This is a genomic window from Streptomyces natalensis ATCC 27448 (assembly GCF_000935125.1).
GTDB classification, from domain to species: Bacteria; Actinomycetota; Actinomycetes; order Streptomycetales; family Streptomycetaceae; genus Streptomyces; species Streptomyces natalensis.
In genome coordinates, this window is record NZ_JRKI01000045.1 from 270,484 (window position 1) to 294,092 (window position 23,609).

19 protein-coding genes and 1 pseudogene are annotated in these 23,609 nt (G+C 71.2%); 6 read left to right on the forward strand and 14 right to left on the reverse strand.

The features are described from left to right. The first annotated feature begins 37 nt into the window (after positions 1-37). Positions 38-655 carry a ScbR family autoregulator-binding transcription factor gene (locus SNA_RS29745; RefSeq protein ID WP_030065758.1) on the forward strand — a complete coding sequence of 206 codons (618 nt, stop codon included), beginning with the start codon at positions 38-40 and terminating at the stop codon, positions 653-655. Positions 656-658: 3 nt separating this feature from the next. On the opposite strand, the gene SNA_RS29750 is transcribed toward SNA_RS29745, so the two are convergent. Then, the gene (locus SNA_RS29750) at positions 659-2,941 is read right to left on the reverse strand and encodes a bifunctional salicylyl-CoA 5-hydroxylase/oxidoreductase (protein ID WP_044367642.1); all 2,283 of its coding nucleotides are present in this window, start codon (positions 2,939-2,941) and stop codon (positions 659-661) included. Beyond that, positions 2,926-3,753 (reverse strand): enoyl-CoA hydratase family protein, encoded by an 828-nt coding sequence (locus SNA_RS29755; RefSeq protein ID WP_030065757.1) that lies wholly within the window; start codon positions 3,751-3,753, stop codon positions 2,926-2,928. Before SNA_RS29755 ends, SNA_RS29750 begins: the two co-directional genes overlap by 16 nt. Before the next feature lie 414 nt (positions 3,754-4,167). On the opposite strand from SNA_RS29755, the gene SNA_RS29760 reads away from it, so the two are divergent. Continuing rightward, positions 4,168-4,614, forward strand: a complete 447-nt coding sequence (locus SNA_RS29760) for an ATP-binding protein (protein ID WP_030065756.1) — start codon at positions 4,168-4,170, stop codon at positions 4,612-4,614. Here SNA_RS29760 and SNA_RS29765 read toward each other — a convergent pair. The 4 genes from SNA_RS29765 to SNA_RS29780 all read right to left on the reverse strand — a co-directional run bounded on the left by SNA_RS29765 (position 4,592) and on the right by SNA_RS29780 (position 10,708). Then, positions 4,592-6,085, reverse strand: a complete 1,494-nt coding sequence (locus SNA_RS29765) for an amino acid permease (protein WP_044367644.1) — start codon at positions 6,083-6,085, stop codon at positions 4,592-4,594. The two genes, SNA_RS29760 and SNA_RS29765, sit on opposite strands and share 23 nt — an antisense overlap. A gap of 182 nt (positions 6,086-6,267) precedes the next feature. Further along, positions 6,268-7,272 (reverse strand): ornithine carbamoyltransferase, encoded by a 1,005-nt coding sequence (gene argF / locus SNA_RS29770; protein WP_030065754.1) that lies wholly within the window; start codon positions 7,270-7,272, stop codon positions 6,268-6,270. Between the two features lie 267 nt (positions 7,273-7,539). Beyond that, on the reverse strand, positions 7,540-8,775 hold the full coding sequence (locus SNA_RS29775; protein ID WP_030065753.1) for an arginine deiminase: 1,236 nt from the start codon (positions 8,773-8,775) through the stop codon (positions 7,540-7,542). A gap of 289 nt (positions 8,776-9,064) precedes the next feature. Continuing rightward, positions 9,065-10,708, reverse strand: a complete 1,644-nt coding sequence (locus tag SNA_RS29780) for an MFS transporter (RefSeq protein WP_078970297.1) — start codon at positions 10,706-10,708, stop codon at positions 9,065-9,067. 95 nt (positions 10,709-10,803) lie between these two features. On the opposite strand from SNA_RS29780, the gene SNA_RS29785 reads away from it, so the two are divergent. Next, the gene (locus tag SNA_RS29785) at positions 10,804-11,826 is read left to right on the forward strand and encodes a GlxA family transcriptional regulator (protein WP_044367646.1); all 1,023 of its coding nucleotides are present in this window, start codon (positions 10,804-10,806) and stop codon (positions 11,824-11,826) included. A gap of 29 nt (positions 11,827-11,855) precedes the next feature. Here the strand turns inward: SNA_RS29785 and SNA_RS29790 are convergent, their stop codons facing one another. The 8 genes from SNA_RS29790 to SNA_RS29825 all read right to left on the reverse strand — a co-directional run bounded on the left by SNA_RS29790 (position 11,856) and on the right by SNA_RS29825 (position 21,437). After that, positions 11,856-14,783 carry a polynucleotide kinase-phosphatase gene (locus SNA_RS29790; RefSeq protein WP_241779897.1) on the reverse strand — a complete coding sequence of 976 codons (2,928 nt, stop codon included), beginning with the start codon at positions 14,781-14,783 and terminating at the stop codon, positions 11,856-11,858. Beyond that, complete coding sequence (locus SNA_RS29795) at positions 14,780-16,324, reverse strand: 3' terminal RNA ribose 2'-O-methyltransferase Hen1 (protein WP_044367648.1); 1,545 nt, start codon at positions 16,322-16,324, stop codon at positions 14,780-14,782. The genes SNA_RS29790 and SNA_RS29795 overlap by 4 nt, the downstream gene beginning before the upstream one ends. A gap of 83 nt (positions 16,325-16,407) precedes the next feature. Further along, positions 16,408-17,331: an LLM class F420-dependent oxidoreductase gene (locus tag SNA_RS29800; RefSeq protein ID WP_030073133.1), complete on the reverse strand. Its 924-nt coding sequence runs from the start codon at positions 17,329-17,331 to the stop codon at positions 16,408-16,410. A gap of 240 nt (positions 17,332-17,571) precedes the next feature. Then, positions 17,572-18,027 carry a DUF6099 family protein gene (locus tag SNA_RS29805; protein ID WP_030073135.1) on the reverse strand — a complete coding sequence of 152 codons (456 nt, stop codon included), beginning with the start codon at positions 18,025-18,027 and terminating at the stop codon, positions 17,572-17,574. Positions 18,028-18,449: 422 nt separating this feature from the next. Beyond that, on the reverse strand, positions 18,450-18,827 hold the full coding sequence (locus tag SNA_RS29810; RefSeq protein WP_030073137.1) for a nucleotide pyrophosphohydrolase: 378 nt from the start codon (positions 18,825-18,827) through the stop codon (positions 18,450-18,452). Next, positions 18,824-20,272: an AAA family ATPase gene (locus SNA_RS29815; RefSeq protein ID WP_044367650.1), complete on the reverse strand. Its 1,449-nt coding sequence runs from the start codon at positions 20,270-20,272 to the stop codon at positions 18,824-18,826. The genes SNA_RS29810 and SNA_RS29815 overlap by 4 nt, the downstream gene beginning before the upstream one ends. Positions 20,273-20,327: 55 nt before the next feature. After that, positions 20,328-20,717 carry a cell division protein SepF gene (locus SNA_RS29820; protein WP_030073141.1) on the reverse strand — a complete coding sequence of 130 codons (390 nt, stop codon included), beginning with the start codon at positions 20,715-20,717 and terminating at the stop codon, positions 20,328-20,330. A 333-nt stretch (positions 20,718-21,050) separates the two neighbouring features. Next, positions 21,051-21,437, reverse strand: a complete 387-nt coding sequence (locus SNA_RS29825) for a VOC family protein (RefSeq protein WP_030073143.1) — start codon at positions 21,435-21,437, stop codon at positions 21,051-21,053. Positions 21,438-21,562: 125 nt separating this feature from the next. Between SNA_RS29825 and SNA_RS41715 the strand changes: the two are divergent. The 3 genes and pseudogenes from SNA_RS41715 to SNA_RS29835 all read left to right on the forward strand — a co-directional run. Next, positions 21,563-21,649 (forward strand): annotated as a pseudogene (locus SNA_RS41715) (thiol reductase thioredoxin); the annotation flags it as partial. Positions 21,650-22,135: 486 nt separating this feature from the next. Continuing rightward, on the forward strand, positions 22,136-22,900 hold the full coding sequence (locus SNA_RS29830; RefSeq protein ID WP_052809015.1) for a hypothetical protein: 765 nt from the start codon (positions 22,136-22,138) through the stop codon (positions 22,898-22,900). 133 nt (positions 22,901-23,033) lie between these two features. Next, the gene (locus tag SNA_RS29835) at positions 23,034-23,567 is read left to right on the forward strand and encodes a hypothetical protein (RefSeq protein ID WP_030073146.1); all 534 of its coding nucleotides are present in this window, start codon (positions 23,034-23,036) and stop codon (positions 23,565-23,567) included. Positions 23,568-23,609: the final 42 nt, after the last annotated feature.

A 23,609-nucleotide genomic window follows, 5' to 3' on the forward strand; every position in this document is an offset into this window, starting at 1 on the left:
ACACCACAACTCCAAGTAAGCATTCGGAGGATGGTCAGTGGCCAAGCAGGAACGCGCGGTGCGCACCCGGCGCGCCGTCCTCGAAGCGGCGGCCCACGTCATCGGCGCACACGGATACCAGGCAGCCACCATGGCCGAGATCATCCAGCGGGCCGGGGTCACCAAGGGCGCCGTCTACTTCCACTTCACCTCCAAGGACGCGCTGGCCCGCGCGGTCGTCACGGAGCAGAGCCGCCCCTTCCTCCCCCAGGTCAGCGAGTCCCGGCTCCAGGACGCCATCGACTTCACCCACCGGGTGGCGCTGGCGCTGCGCAGCGATGCCCTGTTGCAGGCCGGTACGCGGATCGCGGTGGAGACGACCTTCAGCGAGGATCCGCTGATGCCGTACCGCGCCTGGACCGACATCATCACGACGATGTTCACCGAGGCCCGCGGCAACGGGGAGTTGCTGCGCAGCGTGGTGCCGGACCGGGCCGCGGAGTTCTTCGTGGCCGCCTATATGGGCGTGCAGCTGTTCTCACGGGCCGCGACCAACCGGGCCGATCTGCCCGAACGCGTCACGGCCCTGTGGCGGCACACCCTGCCGGGGCTCGCCTCGCCCGGCGCGCTGGGCCATCTCGATCCGCAGGGGCGCAGTGTGCAGGCCGCGGTCTGAGCGTCACCGCAGGGTGAGGCGGGGCTTGGGGGCGTCGGTGCGGCCGGTGGGCGGGGTGCGGCTGCCTGCCTGGTAGGGCAGCGGCCAGGGGGCGCCGGGGCCCGCGTAGCCCTGCTCGGCGGCGGCGTGCAGGGTCCAGTGCGGGTCGTACAGATGCGGCCGGGCCAGTGCGCACAGGTCGGCGCGTCCGGCCAGCACGAGCGAGTTGACGTCGTCCCAGGAGGAAATGGCGCCGACCGCGATGACGGGGGTGCCGAGGGTGTTGCGGATCCGGTCGGCGAACGGCGTCTGGTAGGAGCGGCCGAAGTCGGGGCGCTCATGGGAGACGACCTGTCCGGTGGAGACGTCGATCGCATCGGCTCCGTGTTCGGCGAAGGCGGCCGCGATGGCGAGGGCGTCGTCGGCGGTGGTGCCGCCGTCGGCCCAGTCGGTGGCCGAGATCCGGACCGTCATGGGGCGCTCGGCCGGCCACGCCTCGCGCACCGCGTCGAAGACCTCCAGGGGGAAGCGCAGCCGGCCGGCCAGGGAACCTCCGTAGGCGTCCGTACGGTGGTTCGTCAGCGGGGACAGGAAGCCGGACAGCAGATATCCGTGGGCGCAGTGGAGTTCGAGGAGGTCGAACCCGCAGCGGGCGGCGCGGGCCGCGGCGGCCGTGAACTGCCCCCGGAGGACGGAGAGTTCGGCCGCGGTCAGCTCCTGGGGGCGCTGGCTGCCGGGCCGGTACGGAAGGGGGGATGCGGCGACGAGCGGCCAGTTGCCCTCGTCGAGTGGCTGGTCGATGCCCTGCCACATCAGCTTGGTGGAGCCCTTGCGGCCCGCGTGGCCGAGCTGGACGCCGATGGCCGTGCCGGGCGACCGGTCGTGCACGAAGTCGGTGACGCGGCGCCAGGCGTCGGCCTGGCCGGGGGTGTAGAGACCGGCGCAGCCGGGAGTGATCCGGCCCTGTTCGCTGACGCACACCATCTCGGTCATGATCAGCCCGGCGCCGCCCAGCGCCCTGGCCCCCAGGTGGACGAGGTGGAAGTCGCCGGGGACGCCGTCCTGCGCGGAGTACATGTCCATGGGGGAGACGACGACGCGGTTGCGCAGGGTCAGGCCGCGCAGCCGGAACGGGGTGAACATCGGCGGGGTGTGCTCGGAGCAGCCGTACTCGCGCTCGACGGCCGCGGTGAAGCGGCGGTCGCGCAGGCGCAGATTGCCGTGGGTGACGCGGCGGCTGCGGGTGAGGAGGTTGAAGGCGAACTGATACGGCGGCTGGTCGAGGTAGGTGGCCAGCTCCTCGAACCACGCCAGGCTGGCGCGGGCGGCGCGCTGGGTGGAGGCGACGACGGGGCGGCGCTCTGCCTCGTAGGCGGCCAGCGCGCTCGCGGTGTCGGGCTGTTCCTGGAGGCAGGCGGCCAGCGCGAGGGCGTCCTCGACGGCGAGTTTGGTGCCGGAGCCGATGGAGAAGTGCGCGGTGTGCGCGGCATCGCCGAGCAGCACCGTGCTGCCGTGCGACCAGCGCGCGTTGACGACCGTACGGAACGCGGTCCAGGCGGAGTTGTTGGAGTGCAGCGGACGGCCGCTCAGCGCCTCGGCGAAGGTCTTGGCGCACCACGCCGCCGACTCCTGCTCATCGGCCCGGTCGAGCCCGGCGGCCCGCCAGACCTCTTCCCGCATCTCGACGATGACGGTGCTGGCATCGCGCGAGAAGGGGTAGGCGTGGAGCTGTACCACCCCGTGCTCCGTTTCCGCGATCTCGAACCGGAAGGCGTCGAAGGCGAAGTCGGCGGCGAGCCAGATGTAGCGGCAGCGGTGGGTGGTCAGCCGCGGGCCGAAGGCGGCGGCGTGGGCGGTGCGGGTGGTGCTGTGCACCCCGTCGGCGGCGATGACCAGGTCGTGGGTGCGGGCGAGTTCCGCGGCGGGCGGGGCCTCGGCGCGAAAGCGCAGGTCGATGCCGAGGGCGCGGCAGCGCCGGTGCAGGATGTCCAGCAGCCGGCGGCGGCCGAGCGCGGCGAAACCGTGGCCACCGGAGGTCAGGGTGCGGCCCCGGTGGACGATGTCGATGTCGTCCCAGCGGACGAACTCCGCCTGGAGCGCGCGGTAGACCTCCGGGTCGGCGTGCTCGATGCCGCCGAGGGTCTCGTCGGAGAGGACGACGCCGAAACCGAAGGTGTCGTCGGGGGCATTGCGCTCCCACACGGTGATCTCGCGGGTGGGGTCGAGGCGTTTGAGCAGGGCGGCGGCGTAGAGCCCGGCGGGCCCGCCGCCGATGACCGCGACCCGCACGGCTACTTCCCCTGCCACTTGGGCGTCCGCTTCTCGGTGAAGGCGGCATGGAATTCGGCGTAGTCGGCGCTGTTCATCAGCAGTGCCTGCGTGGCGGCGTCCATCTCGACGGCGGCGGCCAGCGGCATGTCCAGCTCGGCGGTGAGCAGCGCCTTGGTCTGGGCGTGGGCGAGCGCGGGGCCCTGTGCGAGCCGCCGGGCGAGCGCCGCCGCCGCCTCGTCGGCACTCCCTTCCTCGGCGAGCTCGCTGATCAGCCCGATCCGTTCGGCCTCCGGGGCGCGGACCGTGTCGCCGAGCATCAGCAGCCGGGTGGCATGACCGAGGCCGACGACGCGGGGCAGCAGGTAGGCCGCGCCCATGTCGCCGCCGGACAGGCCGACCTTCGTGAAGAGGAACGCGAAACGGGCGGAGGGATCGGCGACCCGGAAGTCGGCGGCCAGCGCCAGCACCGCCCCGGCGCCCGCCGCGACGCCGTGCACGGCCGCGATCACCGGGAACGGCGCCTCCCGCAGCGCCCGTACGACCTGCCCGGTCATCCGGTTGAAGTCCAGCAGCTGCCCGGTGTCCATGGCCAGGGTGGCGCCGATGATCTCCTCGACGTCCCCACCGGAACAGAAGCCGCGCCCCTCGCCCCCGAGGACCAGGGCGCGTACGGAACGCTCCCGCGACAACTCCGCCAGCAGATCCCGCAGATCCGCATAGGCCTCGAAGGTGAGCGCATTGAGCTTCTCGGGGCGGGTGAGGGTGACGGTGACGACGCCGTCGTTCCTGGTCACCCGGAGGTGCTCCCAGGCGCGGGTGGACTGGGCGGATCCTGCGAACGGACTCATCGGGCTGTCTGCCCCCTCTGGCCGGACGGCTGATACCTGCGGTCGGTGGCCGCGCCGGGTGTCGGCGCGGGTGGCGCTGGGGTGCTCGGCGTGCTTGGGGTGCGGGGGTGCTACCACTCGAAGTTATCAGTCGTTCGTTACGGCCGTCACGAGGACGATATAAACGGGCGATTTAAACGGGCGATGCAGACCGGCGGTATCAACCGTCCCTCACGGGTCGGCGGGTGCGGGGCTACGTTCCGACGTGCCGGGACACACGGGCCCGGGACAATCGACCCTGGAGCGACGGGCCGGAAGTCCCGCCTCCCTGGGACACAGGTCCCGATGGTCCCGGCCGCCCGGCCCTGCCCGGCAGCCCGTGCGCTTCCTACCGTTGAGGCAGTCCCCTCGGGCCCCAGCGAACGGAACAGCTCCATGACGGAGATCGCCGAACCGCTTCTCCCCCCTGCCTGGCGCATCACGCTGCCGCACGCCCCCGACGCCGTCCCCATGGCCCGCGCGCTGGTCCGCACGGCCCTGCACGATCTACGGGCCGCCGCCGACGGCGACGCGGCCGAGCTGCTGATCGCCGAACTGGTCACCCACGCCGTGGAGCACACCCGGGCCACCCACCCCATTCACCTCGTGGTGGAACGGGTGACGGCCGGCTGCCGGGTCGCGGTGCACGACGGCGCTTCGAGACCCGTCGACGGCACCGGGGCCGGGGAAGCCGGTCACCGTGGGGAGAACGGCTCCCGTGAGAAGAACGGCTCGCGGGAGGAGAGCGGCTCCCGCGAGGCGGCCGGCTCCCCCATGGGCAACGACTCCCGGCCGATGCCGGACGGCAAGGCCGTCTGGTTCACCCTTCCCGCGCTGCCATAGCCGGAGCCGCAGCCGGAGTCGCAGCAACTGCGCCCGCCGGCCCGCCGCCGTCCGGGGACTGCACGAGCCGGGACCGCCGCCGCCCGTAGCACGCGTACACCAGCGCGCCGACGACCAGGAATCCGGCGAACTGGAGCCAGGTCGCCAGGCCGGTCCCGTAGATCAGATAGCCGCAGAACGCGATGCCGAGCAGCGGGCTGGCCGGGAAGAGCGGTACCCGGAAGCGGCGCGGCAGATCGGGGCGGGTGCGGCGCAGGACCAGTACACAGACATTGACCACGGCCATGACCGCCAGCGTTCCGATGGTGGTCAGGTTCATCACCACATCGAGCGGCACGACCGCGGCCGGGACGGCGAAGAGGACCGCGACGATCCAGGTGCCCGCGACCGGTGTGGCGGTCCGGGGCGAGATCCGCTCGAAGATCCGCGGGATCAGGCCGTCCCGGGACATCGACATCAGGATGCGCGTCTGGCCGTACATCACCGCAAGGACGACGGAGGCGATGGCGACGACGGCGCCGAAGGCGATCACCCCGCCGCCGAAGGTGGAGTGGGTGACCTTGTTGACGATCAGCGAGAGCGCGGCGGGCCGCCCCGCGACCTGGTCGGAGGAGAGCGCGCCGATGGCGGCGAGGGCGACCAGGCAGTACAGCGCGGTGACCACGCCGAGGCAGATCAGGATCGCGAGGGGGATGTTGCGCCGCGGGTTCTTGACCTCCTCACCGGCCGTGGTGATCGCGTCGAAGCCGATGTAGGAGAAGAACGCGACGGAGGCGCCGGAGGTGATCCCGGCGATGCTCTGGGGGGCGAACGGCGTCAGGTGCCCGGCCCGGAAGGCGCTGAAGCCGATCGCGCAGAACAGCACCAGGATCGCGAGCTTGAGGACGGCCATCGCGGCGGTCGCGCGGGCGCTCTCCCGGATGCCGCGGACGAGCAGCAGCGCGGCGAGCAGCATCACGACCACCGCCGGGAGGTTGACGATGCCGCCGTCACCGGGCGGGTTGGAGAGCGCGGCGGGCAGCTGCCAGCCGATCGTGCTGCCGAGGAGTTCGTTGAGGTACTGCCCCCAGCCGACGGCGACCGCCGAGACCGAGATGCCGTATTCGAGCAGCAGACACCAGCCGACGAGGAAGGCGGTGCGCTCGCCGAGGGTGGCGTAGGCGTAGGAGTACGAGCTGCCCGAGACCGGGATGGCGCCGCCCAGCTCGGCGAAGGAGAAGGCGGTGAAAACGCAGGTGGCGGCCGCCAGGACGAAGGAGACCAGAACGGCGGGGCCGGCCTCGGCGACGGTGTCGGACAGGCCGACGAAGATGCCGGTGCCCACGATGGCGCCGATGCCGAAGCACACGAGCTGGAAGAGCCCCATGCTGCGCTTGAGGCCGTTGCCTTCGAGGTCCGCGCCGGATTCGGCGACGAGGAGGTCGGGGGACTTGATGCGCAGTCCGGACGAGCCTGGGAAGGGCGAGCGCATGGGTGGTTCTCTCTCTGGTGGTGCGATGCGCGCGGCGGGGTGGGCCACACACGGATCGGGGTCCGGACCGGTGGGTCCGAACCCCGTGAGCGGCTCGATGGTAACCGCAGGAACTGCATGATCGCCCGTTGAGGCGTATGGCTATGCAGGTGGCGGTGACGGTGCGCAGACGCGGGATTCCGTCACTCGGCGAGCGTCGCCACCAGGACCGCCTTGATCGTGTGCATCCGGTTCTCCGCCTCGTCGAAGACGACGGAGTGCGCGGACTCGAAGACCTCGTCGGTGACCTCCAGCGACTCCAGCCCGTGCCGCTCGTGGATCTCCCGGCCGACGGCCGTGCCCAGGTCGTGGTACGCGGGCAGGCAGTGCAGGAACTTCACCTCCGGCTTCCCGGTGGCGCGCAGGACGTCCATGGTGACGGCATACGGGGCGAGCAGCGCGATCCGCTCGTCCCAGACCTCCTTGGGCTCCCCCATGGAGACCCAGACGTCCGTGGCGACGAAGTCCGCACCGCGCACACCCTCGGCGACGTCCTCGGTGAGCGTGATCCGGGCGCCGCTCTCCTCGGCGAGCTGCCGCGCCTGGGCGATGACCACCTCCTCGGGCCACAGCTGCTTCGGCGCCACGATCCGTACGTCCATGCCGAGCAGGGCGCCGGTGACCAGGTAGGAGTTGCCCATGTTGTTGCGGGCGTCGCCGAGATAGGCGAAGGCGGTCTCCGCCAGGGGGCGGCCCTGGCCGTGCTCGACCATGGTCAGGACGTCGGCGAGCATCTGGGTGGGGTGCCAGTCGTCGGTCAGTCCGTTGAAGACCGGAACCCCGGCGTGCGCGGCGAGCTCCTCGACGTCCGCCTGGCTGCTGCCGCGGAATTCGATGCCGTCGAACATCCGGCCCAGCACCCGGGCGGTGTCCTTGACCGACTCCTTGTGCCCGATCTGCGAACCGGACGGGTCGAGATAGGTGGTCGAGGCGCCCTGGTCGGCGGCCGCGACCTCGAAGGAGCAGCGGGTCCTGGTCGAGGTCTTCTCGAAGATCAGGGCGATATTGCGGCCCTTCAGGCGGGGAATCTCGGTCCCGGCGCGCTTCGCGGCCTTGAGTTCGGCCGCGAGGTCGATCAGCCGGCGGAATTCCTCGGCGCTGAAGTCCAGCTCCTTGAGGAAGTGGCGGCCGGTGAGGTCTATCGCCATGGTGGACTCCTGGTTCGCGGCAATCGGGGTGGACGGACTCGGACCATGGAATTATATACGAGCTTACGTATCTCTATACGTCCGCCCGGTCCACCCGGTCCGCGCCCTCCTTGCGTACCCCGATTCCCGGGGCCCTGCCACCGGGGCGCCGGCCGGTGAGTCCGTCACCTGCGGGCCCGTGCGCCGTCAGCCCGCGAGCGCCTACGCCCGTGCGCTCCGTGCGCCGTCAGCCCGCGAGTCCCTGCGCCCGCGCACCCCGTCCGCCCGTCACCCCACCCCCGGTACCGCCTCCCGCGTCACCGGACAGCTCATGCACCGCGGCCCGCCCCGCCCCCGTCCCAGCTCGCTCCCGGGGATGGTGATCACCTCGATACCGCGCTTCCGCAGGAACGTATTGGTCGTGACGTTCCGCTCGTACGCCACGACCACGCCCGGCTCCACCGCCAGTACATTGCAGCCGTCGTCCCACTGCTCGCGCTGCGCGGAGTGCACGTCCTGGGTCGGCGTCAGCACCCGGATGTCGTCCAGCCCCAGGGCGGCCGCTATGGCGCGGTGCATATGCTCCGGCGGATGGTCGGTGACCTTGAGGTCCTGCTCGCCGGAGCCGGCCTCGATGGTGTACGAGCGGAGCATGCCCAGGCCCGCGTACTGCGTGAAGGTGTCGCCGTCGATCATGGTCATGACGGTGTCCAGATGCATGAAGGCCCGCCGCTTGGGCATGTCGAGGGCCACGATCGTGCGCGCGGAACCCGCCGCGAACAGCCCGCGCGCCAGCAGTTCCACCGCCTGCGGGGTGGTCCGTTCGCTCATCCCGATCAGGACCGCCCCGCTGCCCAGCACCAGGACGTCGCCGCCCTCGATCGTCGAGGGGTAGTCCGCCTGGCCCTCGGACCAGACGTGGAAGTTCTCGCTGCGGAAGAGCGGGTGGTGGCGGTAGATCGCCTCGTAGTGCACGGTTTCGCGCTGCCGGGCGGGCCAGCGCATGGAGTTGATCGAGACGCCGTCGTAGATCCAGGCGGAGGTGTCGCGGGTGAAGAGGTGGTTGGGCAGCGGATCGAGCAGGAAGTCGTCCATCTCCATGACGTGGAAGCGGACGGAGATCGGCTCGGCGTGCCGTTCCAGGAACTCCCGCTTGGTCATACCGCCCACCAGCGCCTCGGCGAGTTCGGACACCGGCAGTTCGTCGAACGCCGCCCGCAGATGGTCGGTGGCCAGCGGCCCGTACTCCTTCTCGTCGAAGACCCGGTCCAGGACCAGCCGCCGCGCCTCGGGGACCTCCAGGCTCTCGGCCAGCAGATCCCCGAAGAGGTGGACGGCCACGCCCCGGTCCCGCAGCACATCGGCGAACCCGTCGTGCTCGGCCCGCGCCCGGCGCACCCACAGCACGTCGTCGAAGAGCAAGGCGTCCTTGTTCGACGGGGTGAGCCGCTTCAGCTCCAGATCCGGGCGATGCAAAATGACCCGGCGCAGCCGCCCGGCCTCGGAGTCGACATGGAATCCCATCTCCCCATCTTGGCCGCTCCACGGCGCCTGGGAACCTTACGGGACGATGTCGGCCGATGTTGGGGGGTGGCGGGGGCCGAAGGGTGCCGGTGAGGGGGAGGACCGCGGCCGGGCGCGGAGCGGCACCTGCGCACGGGGGGTGCGTCGGCGCGCCGGTCGGGCATTCCGGCCGGAAATCCGGCCCCGGATTCCGGTGGGGGGTTCCGGTCCCGGACAGGCATTCCGGTCCGGGATTCCGGTCCTGGTCGGGCATTCCGGTCCGGCAATTCGGGGCCCGCTCAGGGATTGTTCAGGGCCCGCTCAGGGACCGCTCAGGGACTTCTCCGGGTTTTCTCCGGGTTTTCTCCGGGACGGACCGTCCGTCGCCGCCGCACCACCTGGGGAGGCTCAGGAGTGGGGCCCACATCCGGGGAGGGGGCCCGCATCCGGCCCCAGGAGTCACAACCCACCCCCGCCCCGCCCCCGCTCCCCCCTTCGGCCCGGCCACCCCCTCACCGGCCCGCCCGCTCCGTCCCACCCGCAGCGCCGCCCCCACGGCTGCCACCGACATCGCCGCCGCCACCAACCACCCGGTCCTCAACTCCCCCATCGCCGGTGCCTGTTGGCCTCCCATGACGGCAATCAGTACGGCCACCCCCAGCGCCGTGCCCCCTTGCCGCGACACCATCAGCACGCCCGATCCGAGGGAGAGTTGGCGGGCCGGCAGCAGTCCCGCGGCCGCGAACATCACCGGCTGATAGAGCCCGGTGCCAAGGCCCGCGAGTATCAGGCCGGGCAGGAAGCGCGCCGCATACCCGGCGCCGCCCCCGCTGCCGTCCGCCGCGACCGCCCACCACAGATCGGCGGCCACGAAGGACAGCGCCCCGATCACGCCCGTCAGCCGCTCCCCGAGCGCCGCCACGATCCGGCCCGAGAGCGCCGACACCACCAGCACGGTCAGCGGCCACGGGGCCAGCGCGAGCCCGGCCGTACGGACCGAGTAGTGCCAGACCTCGGTGAACAGCAGGGTCGCGCCCAGCATCATGGCCGCGTACGCAACGAAGTAGCCGAGCAGGCCGAGCGTGGCGGCGGTGAAGCCGGGCGTACGGAAGAGCCCCGGGTCGACGACGGGCTCGGCGGCCCGCCGGACATGGCGTACGCCCAGCGCTCCCGCCAGTCCGCCGACGGCAAGGGTGACAAGCGTGGCCGGCGCGCCATATCCCCATTCGGGGGCCTGGACGCATGCGGTCACCAGGGCGCCGATGCACAGCAGCACCAGCGCGGTCCCGGGCAGGTCGAGCGCATGCCGTTCACCGCGCGGGGTGCGGGGCAGCAGCCGGACGCCCGCGGCGACCGCGACCAGCACCACGGGAACGTTGACCAGGAAGACCAGCCGCCAGTCAAAGGCGGCGAGCAGGCCGCCGAGCACCGGGCCCGAGCTGGCCGCCACGGCGCTGACCGCGGTCCAGGCGCCGACCGCGCTCGCCCGCTCGTGCGGCGGGAAGGCGGGCAGCGCGAGGGAGAGGGACGTGGGGATCAGGACGGCGGCCGCGATGCCCTGGAGCACCCGGGCCGCGATCAGCAGCGCCAGCGTGGGTGCCGCGCCGCAGGCCGCCGAGGCGGCGCCGAAGAGCACCATGCCGATCAGGAAGCTGCGCCGCCGGCCGGCCTCGTCGGCGATCCGGCCGGCCGGTACGAGCAGCGCGGCGAGCACCACGGTGTAGCCGTTCAGCACCCAGGACAGTGCGGAGGCGGGCGCCGGCGCGAAGTCCCGTCCGATCGCCGGGAAGGCGATGGTGACGGCGATCAGATCGAGTACGGCCAGGAACTGCGCGGCGGAGGCGATGGTGAGAATCAGCCAGCGCCGCGGATCGGGTGCATCGGACGCGCCGCCGCTGGCACCGGCGTCCGCGGACGCACCCGTACGGCGGCGTCCGGAAAGAGAAGTGGTCATGGCGATAAAGCCTGGTCGCCGCGCACCGCCACCACGAGTGGCAGTTCTGACAACACCCGCTACATTGCTGCCACTTGTCCTGGCATACTCGTCGGATGCCCACCCTCGCCGTCGCCGCCACCCACGGCATGCCGTTCTTCGAACTCGCCATCCCCTGCCACATCTTCGGCACGGACCGCATGGACACTCCCCCGGACTGGTACGACCTGCGGGTCTGTGCGATCGGCACGGACGGCGAGGCGCCCCGCGCGCAGTCGTGGTTCACCACCCACACCCCGTACGGTGTCGAGGAGTTGATCGATGCCGATACCGTTCTCGTACCGGCATCCTCCGATGTGCACGGCGATCCGCCGGACGTCCTCGTGGCGGCGCTGCGCGAGGCCCACCGGCGCGGGGCGCGGCTGGTGTCCCTCTGCTCGGGCGCCTTCACCCTGGCTGCGACCGGACTGCTCGACGGCCGGACGGCGGCCACGCACTGGATGTACGCCGATCTGCTCGCCGAGCGCTATCCGGCGGTCACCGTGGACCCGGCGGTCCTGTACGTCGATCACGGCGATGTGCTCACCGGTGCGGGCGCCACCGCCTCCATCGATGTCTGTCTGCACCTGATACGCAAGGACTTCGGCACCGAGATCGCCAACTCCCGCGCCCGCCAGCTGGTCGCGCCCGCGCACCGGCCCGGCGGCCAGGCCCAGTACATCGAGACGCCGCTGCCCGAGCGCCGCGACGACTCCCTCGCTCCGCTGCTGCACTGGGCCGCCGAACGGCTGCGGCAGCCGCTCACCGTCGCCGACCTCGCCCGTCAGGCGAACACCAGCCCGCGCACCCTGGTCCGCCGCTTCCACGCGGCCACGGGCACCACCCCGATGCAGTGGTTGCAGGTCCAGCGCATCGCCCGCGCCCGCGAGTTGCTGGAGGGCAGCGATCTCGCGGTGGAGCGGGTGGCGGAGATCAGCGGCCTGGGGACCGCCGCAAATCTCCGCCGGCACTTCACCCGCGCGATGGGCGTACCACCGGTGGACTACCGCCGGTCCTACCGGGCCGACGGGACGGGCCGGACAGGCACGGGCCGGACAGGTGGGACAGGCTCCGCAGAGCCCGCGGGCCCTGCGGCGTAAGGGGCCACCCCGCTGCCCCGGCCGGCTCGCTACAGGCGCGGGTCCACCGGCTCGGACTCCAGGGCGAGGACCGCGAAGACCGCCTCGTGGACGCGCCACAGCGGTTCGCCGTCGGCCAGCCGGTCGAGGGCCTCCAGGCCGAGCGCGTACTCGCGCAGCGCGAGGGAACGCTTGTGGCCCAGGTGGCGGACGCGCAGCCGCCGCAGGTTCTCCGGGCGGGTGTACTCGGGTCCGTAGATGATCCGCAGGTACTCGCGGCCCCGGCACTTGATGCCCGGCTGTATGAGCCGGCCGTCCTTGCCGCGTACCAGCGCGTGCAGCGGCTTGACCACCATGCCCTCACCTCCCTCCCCGGTGAGGTCCAGCCACCAGGCGATACCTGCCGCGATCGACGCCTCGTCCTCGGTGTCGACGACGAGCCGCCGGGTCGGCGCGAGCAGCCTCGTACGGCCGCCGCCCGGGACCGCGGCCGGCGCCGACAGCGCGTCCTGCGGCTCTGCCCCGGCCTCCGCCTCCGGCCCTGCCCCCGACTCCGGCGCGGCCTCTGCCTCGGCTGCGATGAGCCGGTCGATCATGGCGAGTTGCTCGGTGTGCGGCAGCCCGGCCAGGCTGCGTCCCTGTACGGCAAGGATCTGGAACGGGGCGAGCCGGATGCCCGCCAGCTGATCGGTGCCGGCGGGCCGTTCCGCGCCGACGCGCCAGCAGTAGCGCCGGTATGCCTCCGTGAACGCGGCGGCGTCCGACGCCCGCTCCCGCTGCCGGCCGAGCAGCTGCGTCACCTCGACACCGCGGGCGGCGGCCGCCTCCAGCGCCCCGAGCGCCCCGGGGAACACCGCCCCCGACGCCGCACCGACGGCCGCGTACTGCCTGCGCAGCAGACCGGTCGCCTTGAGGGACCACGGCATCAACTCGGCGTCCAGCAGCAGCCAGTCGGTCTCCAGCTCCGCCCACAGCCCGGCCCGCTCGGCGCTCTCCCGGACCCTGTGCAGAATCCGCTCGGTCGTCGCCGGGTCGTCGAAGAAGGGCCGTCCCGTACGGGTGTAGAGCGCGCCCGATACGCCACCGGGCACCCCGAAGCGTTCCCGGGCCACGCTCTCGTCGCGGCAGACCAGGACCACCGCGCGGGAGCCCATGTGCTTCTCCTCGCACACCACCTCGCGCACCCCGTCCGCCCGGTAGGCGGCGAACGCCTCGGCCGGATGCTCCAAGAAGCCTTCCTCATCGGCGGCTCCACCGGCGGTTTCGCCACCGGTCCCGGCCCGGGAGGTCGCGCAGGGCGCCATCGTCGGCGGCAGGTACGGCAGCAGCCGGGGGTCGATCGCGAAGCGGCTCATGACCTCCAGCGCGGCCGCGGCGTTCTCCTCCCTGACCGCGAGCCGGCCCATGTGGCGGGTTTCGACGATGCGCCGTCCGGCCACATCGCCCAGGTCCAGCGGACGGCCGTCCGCACCCCCGGGCGCTGTCGCGGCCAGCGGTTTGGCGGGCTCGTACCAGACCTTCTCCGCCGGGACGTCCACCAGCTCGCGCTCGGGCCAGCGCAGCGCGGTCATGGTGCCGCCGAAGACACAGCCGGTGTCGAGGCAGATGGTGTTGTTGAGCCAGTTGGCACGCGGGGTGGGCGTGTGACCGTAGACGACGGCGGCGCGGCCGCGGTACTCCTCGGCCCAGGGGTAGCGCACCGGCAGACCGAACTCGTCGGTCTCGCCGGTCGTGTCACCGTAGAGCGCGAACGACCGCACCCGGCCCGATGTCCGGCCGTGGTATTTCTCCGGCAGCCCGGCGTGGCACACCACCAGCCCGCCGCCGTCCAGGACGTAGTGGCTGACCAGGCCGTGGAGGAACGCCGCGACCTCGGCGCGGAAGGCGTCGTCCTCCGTCTCCAGCTGCTCGATGGTCTCGGCGAGACCGTGGGTGTGCTGGACGTTGCGTCCCTTGAGGTAACGGCCGAGCTTGTTCTCGTGGTTGCCGGGCACGCACAGGGCGTGTCCGGCCTTGACCATGCCCATCACCAGACGCAGCACTCCGGGACTGTCCGGCCCCCGGTCGACGAGGTCGCCGACGAAGACGGCCGTACGGCCCTGCGGATGCACGGCGTCGACCGGCCGGCCGAGGGCGTCGCGCTCCAGGGCGTAGCCCAGCCGGCCGAGCAGGGTCTCCAGCTCGGAGCGGCAGCCGTGGATGTCGCCGATGATGTCGAACGGTCCGGTGAGATGGCGCAGGTCGTTGAACCGCCGCTCGGTGACGATCTCGGCGGCGTCGATCTCCTCCGGGCCGCGCAGGAGATGCACCTTGCGGAAGCCCTCGCGCTCCAAATGGCGCAGGGACCGGCGCAGTTCGCGCTGGTGGCGCTGGATGACCCGGCGGGGCAGCCCGGCCCGGTCGGCGCGCGCCGCATTGCGGGCGGCGCAGATCTGCTCGGGTACGTCGAGCACGATCGCCACCGGCAGGACGTCGTGCTCGCGGGCCAGCCGTACGAGCTGGGCCCGGGCCTCGGACTGCACATTGGTGGCGTCGATGACGGTCAGCCGACCGGCCGCCAGCCGCTTGCCCGCGATGTAGTGCAGCACATCGAACGCATCGCTGCTGGCGCTCTGATCGTTCTCGTCGTCGCTGACCAGCCCGCGGCAGAAGTCGGACGAGAGGACCTCGGTGGGCCGGAAATGCCGTGCGGCGAAGGTGGATTTGCCCGATCCGGTGGCGCCGATCAGCACCACGAGCGACAGATCGGGCACCGCGAGCGTACGAGCCGCCCGCTCGGACCGTACCTGAGGCCGCGCCTCGCCCCCCTGCGCACGCCCGCTCCCCTGCTGGTCGTTGCGCCGACCCTCGTCCGGAGGCTGCTTCACGTTGCCGTCCTTGATGTGGTGGTTGTCCTCGTGCCCGTTCCGGTCCTCGTACTCGTGCTCCTGCCCGTGCCCGTTCTGGTGCTCGTGCCCGGTACGGTCGTCGTCCGTCATGCCGCGGCCTCCTTTCCCCTCATCGCACCGCTGCCACTGTCACTGCCGTTGCTGTTGCTGTTGCTGCTACCCCTGTCCTCCTTGCTGCCGGCACTGCCGTTGTCACCCTCCAGGCGGAAGTGCGCCAGCTGGGTCGGCGGCCCGACCTCGGGGTCCTCGGGGCCCACCGGGGCGAAGGCCACCGCGTAGCCGTGCCGTGCGCCGACCTCCCGCGCCCATGTCCGGAATTCCTCCCGGGTCCACTCGAAGCGATGGTCCGCATGGCGCACCTGGCCGGCCGGCAGGGACTTCCACCGCACGTTGTACTCGACGTTCGGTGTGGTCACCACGACCGAGCGCGGCCGGGCCGCCCCGAACACCGCGTACTCCAGCGCCGGCAGCCGCGCCGGATCGACATGCTCGACGACCTCGCTCAGCACCGCCGCGTCATAGCCCTTGAGCCGGCTGTCGGTGTACGCCAGCGACCCCTGGACGAGCCGTACGCGCGCCGACTGCCGTTCGGACATCCGCTCCAGCCGCAGCCGACGCCGCGCCTCGTGCAGCGCCCGCATGGACACATCCACTCCGACGATCTCGGTGAACTGCCGGTCCTTGAGCAGCGCACCGACCAATTGCCCCTGTCCGCAGCCCAGATCAAGCACCCGCGCCGCCTTGGCCGCGCGCAGCTCCGCCAGGATCGCCTCCCGCCGCTGTACGGCGAGCGGTACCGGTTTCTCCTCGGTGTCCACCTCCTCGTCCACCGCGTTGTCGATGTCCTCGGCGTCCGTGTCGTCCGACTCGGCCAGCCGCTCCAGCTCCAGTCGTTCCATGGCCCGGCGCGTCAGTGCCGCGCGCCGCGCCAGATAGCGGCCGACGATCACCCGCTGCTGAGGGTGGTCCTCCAGCCAGCCCTCGCCGGCCCGCAGCAGCTTGTCGACCTCATCGGGCGCTATCCAGTAGTGCTTGGCGTCGTCCAGCACCGGCAGCAGCACATACAGCTGCCGCAGCGCCTCGGCGAGCCGGCACTCCCCCTCCAGCACCAGCCGTACGTAACGCGAATCGCCCCACTCCGGGAACGTCGCATCCAGCGGCACCGGCTCGGCCTCCACCGTCCAGCCCAGCGGCTCGAACAGCTTCTGCACGAGCTCCGCGCCGCCCCGCGCGGGCAGCACCGGCACCTCGATCCGCAGCGGCATCGGCTGTCCTGGCAGCTCCGGACGCGCAGTGCACTGCCCCTTCATCGCGCTGGCGAAGACGGTGCGCAGCGCCACGGCCAGCAGCGAGGACGCCGCGTACGGACGGTCGTTGACGTACTGCCCGAGTGCCGAATCCGGAGTGCCACCACGGCCCTTGCCCTGCCCGCGACGGACCAGGGCGACCGGATCGACCTCCAGCAGCAGCGCCGCCGTGCACCGTTGCGCGTCGGCCTCCGGGTAGAGGACATACGCGGTTCCGTACGCCGTCGAGAACTGCTGGGCGTTGTCGGGATGCTTGTGCAGCAGGTATCCGAGATCGGTCGCGGGACGGTCGGCACTGCCGGTGGTGGTTATCGTCAGGAACACGCGATTGAGTATCGCGTCCCGCGCTCCGCTGCCCCACCGGTTTTCCGGTGGCGTCCGCCCCCGGGAACGCCCGGAGGCCGTTCTCAGCCCAGCTGCGACTGCACCTGCGAGGAGATCAGCTCCAGGTGATCCAGGTCGTCGAGGTCCAGGATCTGCAGATAGACCCGCGATGTGCCGAGCGCGGCGTACCGTCCGATCTTGTCGACGACCTCGGCGGGCGAGCCCGCGAGGCCGTTGGCCTTCAGTTCCTCCACCTCCCGTCCGATGGCCGCGGCACGTCGCGCCACCTCGGCATCGTCCTTGCCGACACACGCGACAAGGGCATTGGAATACACCAGGTCATCGCCCTTGCGCCCGGCGGCTTCGGCGGCCGCCCGCACCCGTCCGAACTGGCGCTCACTGTCCTCGATCGAGGCGAAGGGGATGTTGAACTCGTCGGCGTACTGCGCCGCCAGCCGCGGGGTACGCCTCGCACCGTGTCCGCCGATCAGCACCGGTACCTTGCGCTGGGCGGGCTTGGGCAGCGCGGGCGACTTCGCCAGCTGGTAGTGCCTGCCGTTGTAGGAGAACTCCTTTCCTTCCTCGGTGGCCCACAGGCCGGTGATGATCGCCAACTGCTCTTCCAGGCGCGCGAACTTCTCCTTGGGGAACGGAATGCCGTACGCCCTGTGCTCTTCCTCGAACCACCCTGCACCGAGGCCGAGCTCGACCCGGCCGCCGGACATCTGGTCGACCTGCGCCACCTGGATGGCCAGCACCCCCGGGAAGCGGAAGGTGCCCGCCGTCATCAGTGTGCCGAGGCGGATGCGCCGGGTCTCACGGGCCAGGCCGGCCAGGGTGATCCAGGCGTCCGTCGGGCCGGGCAGCCCGTCGGTGCTGCCCATCCGCAGGTAGTGATCCGACCGGAAGAATGCGTCGAATCCGAGGTCTTCGGTGGCTTTGGCGACGGCAAGAAGGGTGTCGTAGGAAGCCCCCTGCTGGGGCTCTGTGAAGATTCGTAGGTCCATACCTCCATCCTGCACACTCGACGGCGGGCCAACCGTCCGGGCGGTTCGATGCACCAGGTCGGGTCACCTGCGGCCGCCATGGGCCGCGGGCTGCGGTGATGCCGGTGCTGGGGTGGGCGTGATGGCTGGGCGGTGGCCGTGGCGGCTGCGGTGACGGGGAGGCGGGCGGGGCCGCCCGGGGCGCGGTGGCAGAGGTCAGATCAGGGCAGGCCAGATCAGGTCGGGCACTCCCGTCCTAGGTCAGGCGAGATTCCGTTCCCGTGCCTCCAGCTTCTCCAATATCCCGGACACGTGATCCCTCGACTCATCGGCCGTGTCCATGGCCTCGACGCAAGTCCAGTACATCCCCTCCTCATCGGCCGAACACACCACACCCACCAGTGCCTCGCAGACCTCTTGCAGCAGCCGGGCCAGGCCGGTCAATGCGGTTTTGACATCGCGTACTTCGGTCAGCTGCGCCGCACGCAGCCCGCCGACGGTCGGCGCTTGGAAGAGCAGTCCCCCGCTGAACCGCCCGCCCGCATCGCCCAGCCCCCGGGCTCTGGAGCGCACCTCGTACGGCCCCACTATCGCGAGATGGCTGCCTATCGCTTCCGCCAAGGCTTGCGCCTGCCACGCCTCGACCACCACGTCCTGAACCGTGCTCGCCTGCGCCAGACCGCGCCGGCTGGCCGCGATGATCCGCACCGCATCCATCCGCGCCCCCTCCCTTCCTCATCCCTCGCCTTCGCCCCGCACTCCTTCCACTACCCAGAGTGAAGGCGAACACCCAAAAACGCCAGAGGATTTCGCAATTCTGTGGACAAGCAAGGCGCTGTGGAAAGATCCATGACTCCATAGAGTGATGAACGGTACGCCGGTCCGCGTCCGTCACCCACGGGTGCCACCCTGCTACCGCCAACAACATTGCCACCACAGGGCACTTGAAAGTTCGACGACACTCCTGCCACCCCGGACAACGTCAAACTCGTTGACGGCGTTCCGGCACTCGACGGTGAGAGAGGGACGGGAGGGAGAGAAGAAAGGAGAGGGAGGAGAGAGGCGGGAGGGAGAGAAGACAACGAGGGAGGGGAGGGTGAAGGGAGAGGAAGGGACGGGGGAGTCACCCCCTTACTCCCTTACTCCCCTTCTCCTCCCCGCCCCTCACTCCCCCGCGGTCGGTCCGGCAGGGCCCGGCGGACCGGCGGGAAGCGCGCCTCATTGCGCTCGATCTTTGCGGCGAGCGCGGTCAGCGCATCGATCCCCAGCGCCTCACAGAACTGGAGCAGATACGCCAGCACATCCGCGACCTCGTCCTCGACCCGGCCGGCCGCCTCCGGATCGGACATCACCGTCGACGATTGCTCCGGGGTCAACCACTGGAAGATCTCGACGAGTTCGGCGGCCTCGACGCTCAGCGCCGCGGCGAGGTTCTTGGGCGTGTGGTACTGCTGCCAGTCGCGGGCGGCCGCGAACTCGGCCAGCCGCCGCTGGAGGGCATGAAGATCGTCACTCATGCCCCTAGATGTAGCACCTGCACACCGGGCAGCCCCTCGGCGGCCGACGGATCCCGTACCGACCCCAGCAGCCGGACATGACCGCGTTCGGCCATCCGTACCGCCAGCGAGAGCAGTTCGCGCGCCTGCCGGCGGTCCAGGCAGCGGTCGAGGCCGTCCGCCATGACCGTCAGCTGCTGGCAGGCCGACGGAATCTCCCCCGCCGGATCCATCTCCAGCACTCCGGGCCCCGTCAGCAGGACCAGTGCCAGCGCGAGAAACCGCAGTTCACCGTCGCCGAGCTGCTCGACCGGCATCATTCCCAGGGCGCCCCGGTCGACCACGGCCTGCATCCCGGCCGAAGTAGGCGACACCCCGACCGCGCCGCGGACCGTACGCGTCGCCACGCAGCCCTGCCCCGCGCCCCCGTCACCCCACGCCCCAGCCGTCGCCCCCGGTTCCGCCCGCTCCGCGCCGACCCCGGGCCCGACCCCGGCGGCGACCGCTTCTTCGGCGGGCTTCACCTCGCGCGGGACCGCGTGCAGCCCGTCGACCGGCCCCGCGCACGCCTCCCGTACCGCCGCCACCAGGAGCGCATGCCTCCGGGTGCACTCGCGGCTCGTACGCTCCAGCACCGCCGGGAGGTTCTCGCACGACGACCGGAGTCTGCCTTCGTCGGCCTCCTCGTCCCGCCGCCAGCCGCCGGCCTCACCGGGCCGGACGGTGGACCGCCCCCGGGTGGCCGCGCCCGCCGCCTTCGCGGCCTTTGCCGTCCTGGCCGACTTGGCTGCCTTGGCCGTCTCGGTCGCCTCGGGCCCTGGGGCGGCTCCCCGTCCCGCCGCCCGCATGACCTCGGGCCGCGGATCGCAGGCGAAGACCGACCGCAGCGCGACCACGACCTGCTCCGCCGCGGCCAGGACCAGCCGCTGCCCGGCGGTCTTGCCCGCGACGCGCAGCGGCAGCAGCGAGGTGGCCAGCCGGTCGTCGGGCAGCGGTGCGCGGGTCACCGGTGTCGCGCCTGCCGTGTGCCAGGCCGCCTGGACGGCGCGGCGGGCGGGATCGGTGAGCGCCGTGGTGAGCAGCGTCTCGCCGCCGCCGGTCAACCGCTCGCCGACGATGCGGAGTTCGGGTTCGGCCTGTACGGCGAGGTCCAGGTGGACGAGGCCGACCGGACCGTCGACCGTACAGCCGATGCGGAAGCCGCGCCGCCCCTGTTCGTCGGCTCGCGCGCCCGCCGGAATGCATGCCTCCGAGCCGCCCGCCACCTTCCCGACGGCGTGCGCCAGCGGCTCCCCACTGCCGAGCCGGGAGAGGATCTCGTACGCCTGCAACGCGCTGGTCTTGCCGCTGCCGCTCTCACCGGCCAGCAGGGTCAGCGGGCCGATCGGCAGGGTGACACCACGATGGATCTTGAAAGCGGAGAGCCGTAATTCGGTGACCGCCGGACGCGCACTGTATGTATTCACACGGGGACGCTATGCAGTGCCTGGGACGGAGAACCGTTACGCCCAACAGCTCTTCCTACGAATGAGGGACGGCCCCGGTGGCCGGTTCGGCAACCTCCGTGCCGAGGGGCGCGAGCAGGAAAACATTGGTGTCGACGCGGTGCATGCCGCTGCCGAGTCCGAAGACGACGCCGCTGGAAAAGTCGAGAATGCGCTTGGCGACGTCCGTGTCGGCGCTGCTGAGGTCGAGCAGGACCGGAATCTGCGCCATGAGGTACTCGGCGACCTCACGCGCGTCCGCGAAGGTCTGGACGCGGATCACCATGAAACGCCGCTTCTCCTCGGCCGGTTCGTCGTCCGGGAGCGCGCGGTGGTCGGGCCAGGACGGCCACTCACTGCTGCTGCGGAGCGGGACGACCTCGGCGAGCCCTTCCCACTGCTCGTCGGTGGCATCGGGGCCGTTCACCGAATCACCTCACTCAGAGGGGCGCTGGCTTTCTGCGGTTCCTGCGGCATCTGCGTTTTCTGCCGTGTCTGCGATTTCTGCGGTGTCTGCACCGCGCGAATCCTACCGATAAACATATAAACCTCGGCGGATGCGACACACGTGGCGTCACCTCCCTGTCCCATCCTGCACCATGGCCCTGACCTGTGCGGACACCCTTGGCAGATCGGGCCTCGCGTTTCTGCGGGGCGGGTCGTTCACCGTTACGGTCCACCCCTGTGGCGGCCGTTGTGAGGGGTGCGGGCGGCCTCCGCGCCGCACCCCCCACCAGGCCGCCGGGCGCCCTCGGCGGTCCTACTGCTCGGCATCCTGCGGGTACCAGCGGAGCTCCACGGTGTTGCCGTCGGGATCGGCCACATAGACCGACTGTGCGTCACCCCGGGCGCCGTACCGGCCGACCGGCCCCTCCAGCACCGTGAACGTGCCCGAGTCGATGACCTCCTGCCAGTCCAGCGGATCCACGACCAGACAGATGTGGTCCACATTGGACTCGCCGCGGGGCCGCTCGACCAGGTCGATGATGGTCGACGGGCTCACCCGAACCGACGGGAACGGGGCTTCGCCGGCCCGCCACTCCGCCACCCGCACCGGTTCCAGATCGAGCGGGCCGCAGTAGAAGTCCAGTGAGCGCTCCACGTCCTGAACGTTGAGGACGAGGTGATCGAAGTCCTTGACTCGCATGTGGGGGTGGTCCTTTCTGGGGGGGCGCTTGCCCGTCTTCTTCGTCCACTTGGGTGGCGGCTGCCGTGTCCATCCTCGTCGCTCCGGCCGGTCCGCCGGGAATCGGCCCTCCGGGCGGGGAGGCGGTCTTTCGCAAGAGCGAGCCGGTGAAGTCGCTGGTGGGTGCGCGCCCGAAGCGACGATTGCAGCAAGAACTTGCAGATGTGATCTGACGCGTGCTGTCGGCCGCCATGAGAGGCGACCGTCGGCCGTCGGGTGCGCCCCCTTGCGCTCCTTGACAGCTCTTGGCACGCGGAGAAGCCTGGTGAGCGGATTGCTCCGGCGGTTGCGGTGATACGGGAAATGACGAAATCCGGTGGAAGGGATTTCGGGGGGTACCGGCAAGCCGGGAGCAGCGGAACCGCGAGCGGGATGTCCGCGAGCGGGGAAACGGGGGAAGCATCGTGCGGTCCAACTCTGCATTGCCGGCAGCCTTAACGCCTGTAGCCACGTCTGCATCCAGATCTGATTCATCTAAGCGCCGCGTTGTGTGGATCGGGATCGGTGTCGGCCTGGTCCTGGCCGTGCCTCTGGTGAGCTGTTCTGCGGGCGGGGGGAGGGGCGACGGGGCGGCCGGATCCGCGAGTGCGACGACCGGGACGTCACCGTCGTCCGCCCGCACTGCACCAGCCGTCGAACCCGCCGCCTATCGCCGTACGTTGGCCTCCACCCTCGGCCCGCTCAACGGCGCCCTGCGCGCGGTCGACCGGGCGCAGGCGGGCGGCCCGCTGGACAAGGCGATGGCGGCGGCCGCCCAGAAGGCGGAGGCGGCCGCCGCCGCGTTGGACACCGCACGGACACCGGACAACGCCACCGCGGGAAACGGCCGACTGGCCTCCGCACTGCGTTCCTTGGGGCAGGATCTGCGGAGCGCTCGCGGAGGCGGCGGGCGGTGCGCCGCCTCGCCACGGGTCGAGCTCGGTACGGCGTCGGGCCCCAAGGAGGTCAAGGAGGCGAGCCGCGCACTCACCGCACTCGGCTACGACGCCGCACTGGACCTGCCTCGTACCGAGCAGGCCAAACACCGCCGGCTCGGCAACGGCACGCTGATTCGCGACGGCAGCAGGGGTGGCCTCGGCCGGCTGACCATCGACAACGGGACCGGTACGGACGCGGTGGTCTCGCTGACACGCGGCAGCCGGACGGCGTTGTCGGTGTATGTCCGCCACGGCTCCGACACGACCGTAGGGAGCGTCAGCAGCGGCTCGTACACCGTGTACTTCACCACCGGCGAGGACTGGGACGGTGGTAAGCGGTCTTTCACTCGGCAGTGCAGCTTTCAGAAATTCGATGACACGGCGGACTTCCGGACGGTCCGGGTAGCGGGCGGGACGCAGTACACGGTGCTGCGATTCACGCTGAACAAGGTGATCGGCGGGAATGCGACCACCAGCGACGTGCCGCCGGGTGAGTTCCCGTCGTAGGAGTCTCAGGAGTCGTAGGGGCCGTAGGGGCGTAGGAGTCGTAGGAGTCGTAGGGGCGTAGAGGTCATGACGGTGGTACGAGCAGGCGCCCTGGCGGCCCGTCCCCCGGGGCGCCTGGGTATTGTGGCGCCGCGTGGGGGACAGCACGATATGGACGGTGGCAATCGCGGCGCTGACCGGGGGTACCGCGGTACTCGCCAGTTGGGTCACCAGCCGAGGCAGTACCCAGGCTGCCCGGATCCAGGCGGAGACCGCCGCACGGTCGCAACGGGCCGAGCGGTTGCGGGAGAGCCGGCGTGCGGCCTATCTGGATCTGATCGAACGGACCCACCTCATGGGCGAGTTGTTCTGGGAGATATCGACAACGCTCCGCCTCCCCCACTCCGAGGAACGCACCGCCGCTCTCGGAGCGCTGTACGACCGTCAGATCTCCGAGTACGCGAAGATCCGCCGCTGCGCCCGCGTGGTCGAGCTGGAGGGCCCGCCCGGGGCGGCCGCCGCGGCGCTGGCCGTGCAAAAGGCGACCGGGCCTTTCCATGCGGCCCTCAAGGCCGCTCTCGACGGCGAACGCGACAGCCCCCGTGCGTTCGATGACGCTTTCAGCCCTTTCTGGAAAGCGTTGGAAGACTTTGTGGACGCGGCCCGAGCCGCCCCTCAGCTGGAGTGAGACGCCGCCCCTTGGGGCGGTCCCATCGCGCCACCACGGCTG

Excerpts from the sequence above, each read along its gene's own strand:
- SNA_RS29755 (WP_030065757.1), bottom strand. The coding sequence starts at position 3,753 with ATGAGTCCGTTCGCAGGATCCGCCCAGTCCACCCGCGCCTGGGAGCAC.
- SNA_RS29760 (WP_030065756.1), top strand. The coding sequence starts at position 4,168 with ATGACGGAGATCGCCGAACCGCTTCTCCCCCCTGCCTGGCGCATCACG.
- SNA_RS29765 (WP_044367644.1), bottom strand. The coding sequence starts at position 6,085 with ATGCGCTCGCCCTTCCCAGGCTCGTCCGGACTGCGCATCAAGTCCCCC.
- argF (WP_030065754.1), bottom strand. The coding sequence starts at position 7,272 with ATGGCGATAGACCTCACCGGCCGCCACTTCCTCAAGGAGCTGGACTTC.
- SNA_RS29775 (WP_030065753.1), bottom strand. The coding sequence starts at position 8,775 with ATGGGATTCCATGTCGACTCCGAGGCCGGGCGGCTGCGCCGGGTCATT.
- SNA_RS29780 (WP_078970297.1), bottom strand. The coding sequence starts at position 10,708 with ATGACCACTTCTCTTTCCGGACGCCGCCGTACGGGTGCGTCCGCGGAC.
- SNA_RS29785 (WP_044367646.1), top strand. The coding sequence starts at position 10,804 with ATGCCCACCCTCGCCGTCGCCGCCACCCACGGCATGCCGTTCTTCGAA.
- SNA_RS29790 (WP_241779897.1), bottom strand. The coding sequence starts at position 14,783 with ATGACGGACGACGACCGTACCGGGCACGAGCACCAGAACGGGCACGGG.
- SNA_RS29800 (WP_030073133.1), bottom strand. The coding sequence starts at position 17,331 with ATGGACCTACGAATCTTCACAGAGCCCCAGCAGGGGGCTTCCTACGAC.
- SNA_RS29805 (WP_030073135.1), bottom strand. The coding sequence starts at position 18,027 with ATGGATGCGGTGCGGATCATCGCGGCCAGCCGGCGCGGTCTGGCGCAG.
- SNA_RS29810 (WP_030073137.1), bottom strand. The coding sequence starts at position 18,827 with ATGAGTGACGATCTTCATGCCCTCCAGCGGCGGCTGGCCGAGTTCGCG.
- SNA_RS29825 (WP_030073143.1), bottom strand. The coding sequence starts at position 21,437 with ATGCGAGTCAAGGACTTCGATCACCTCGTCCTCAACGTTCAGGACGTG.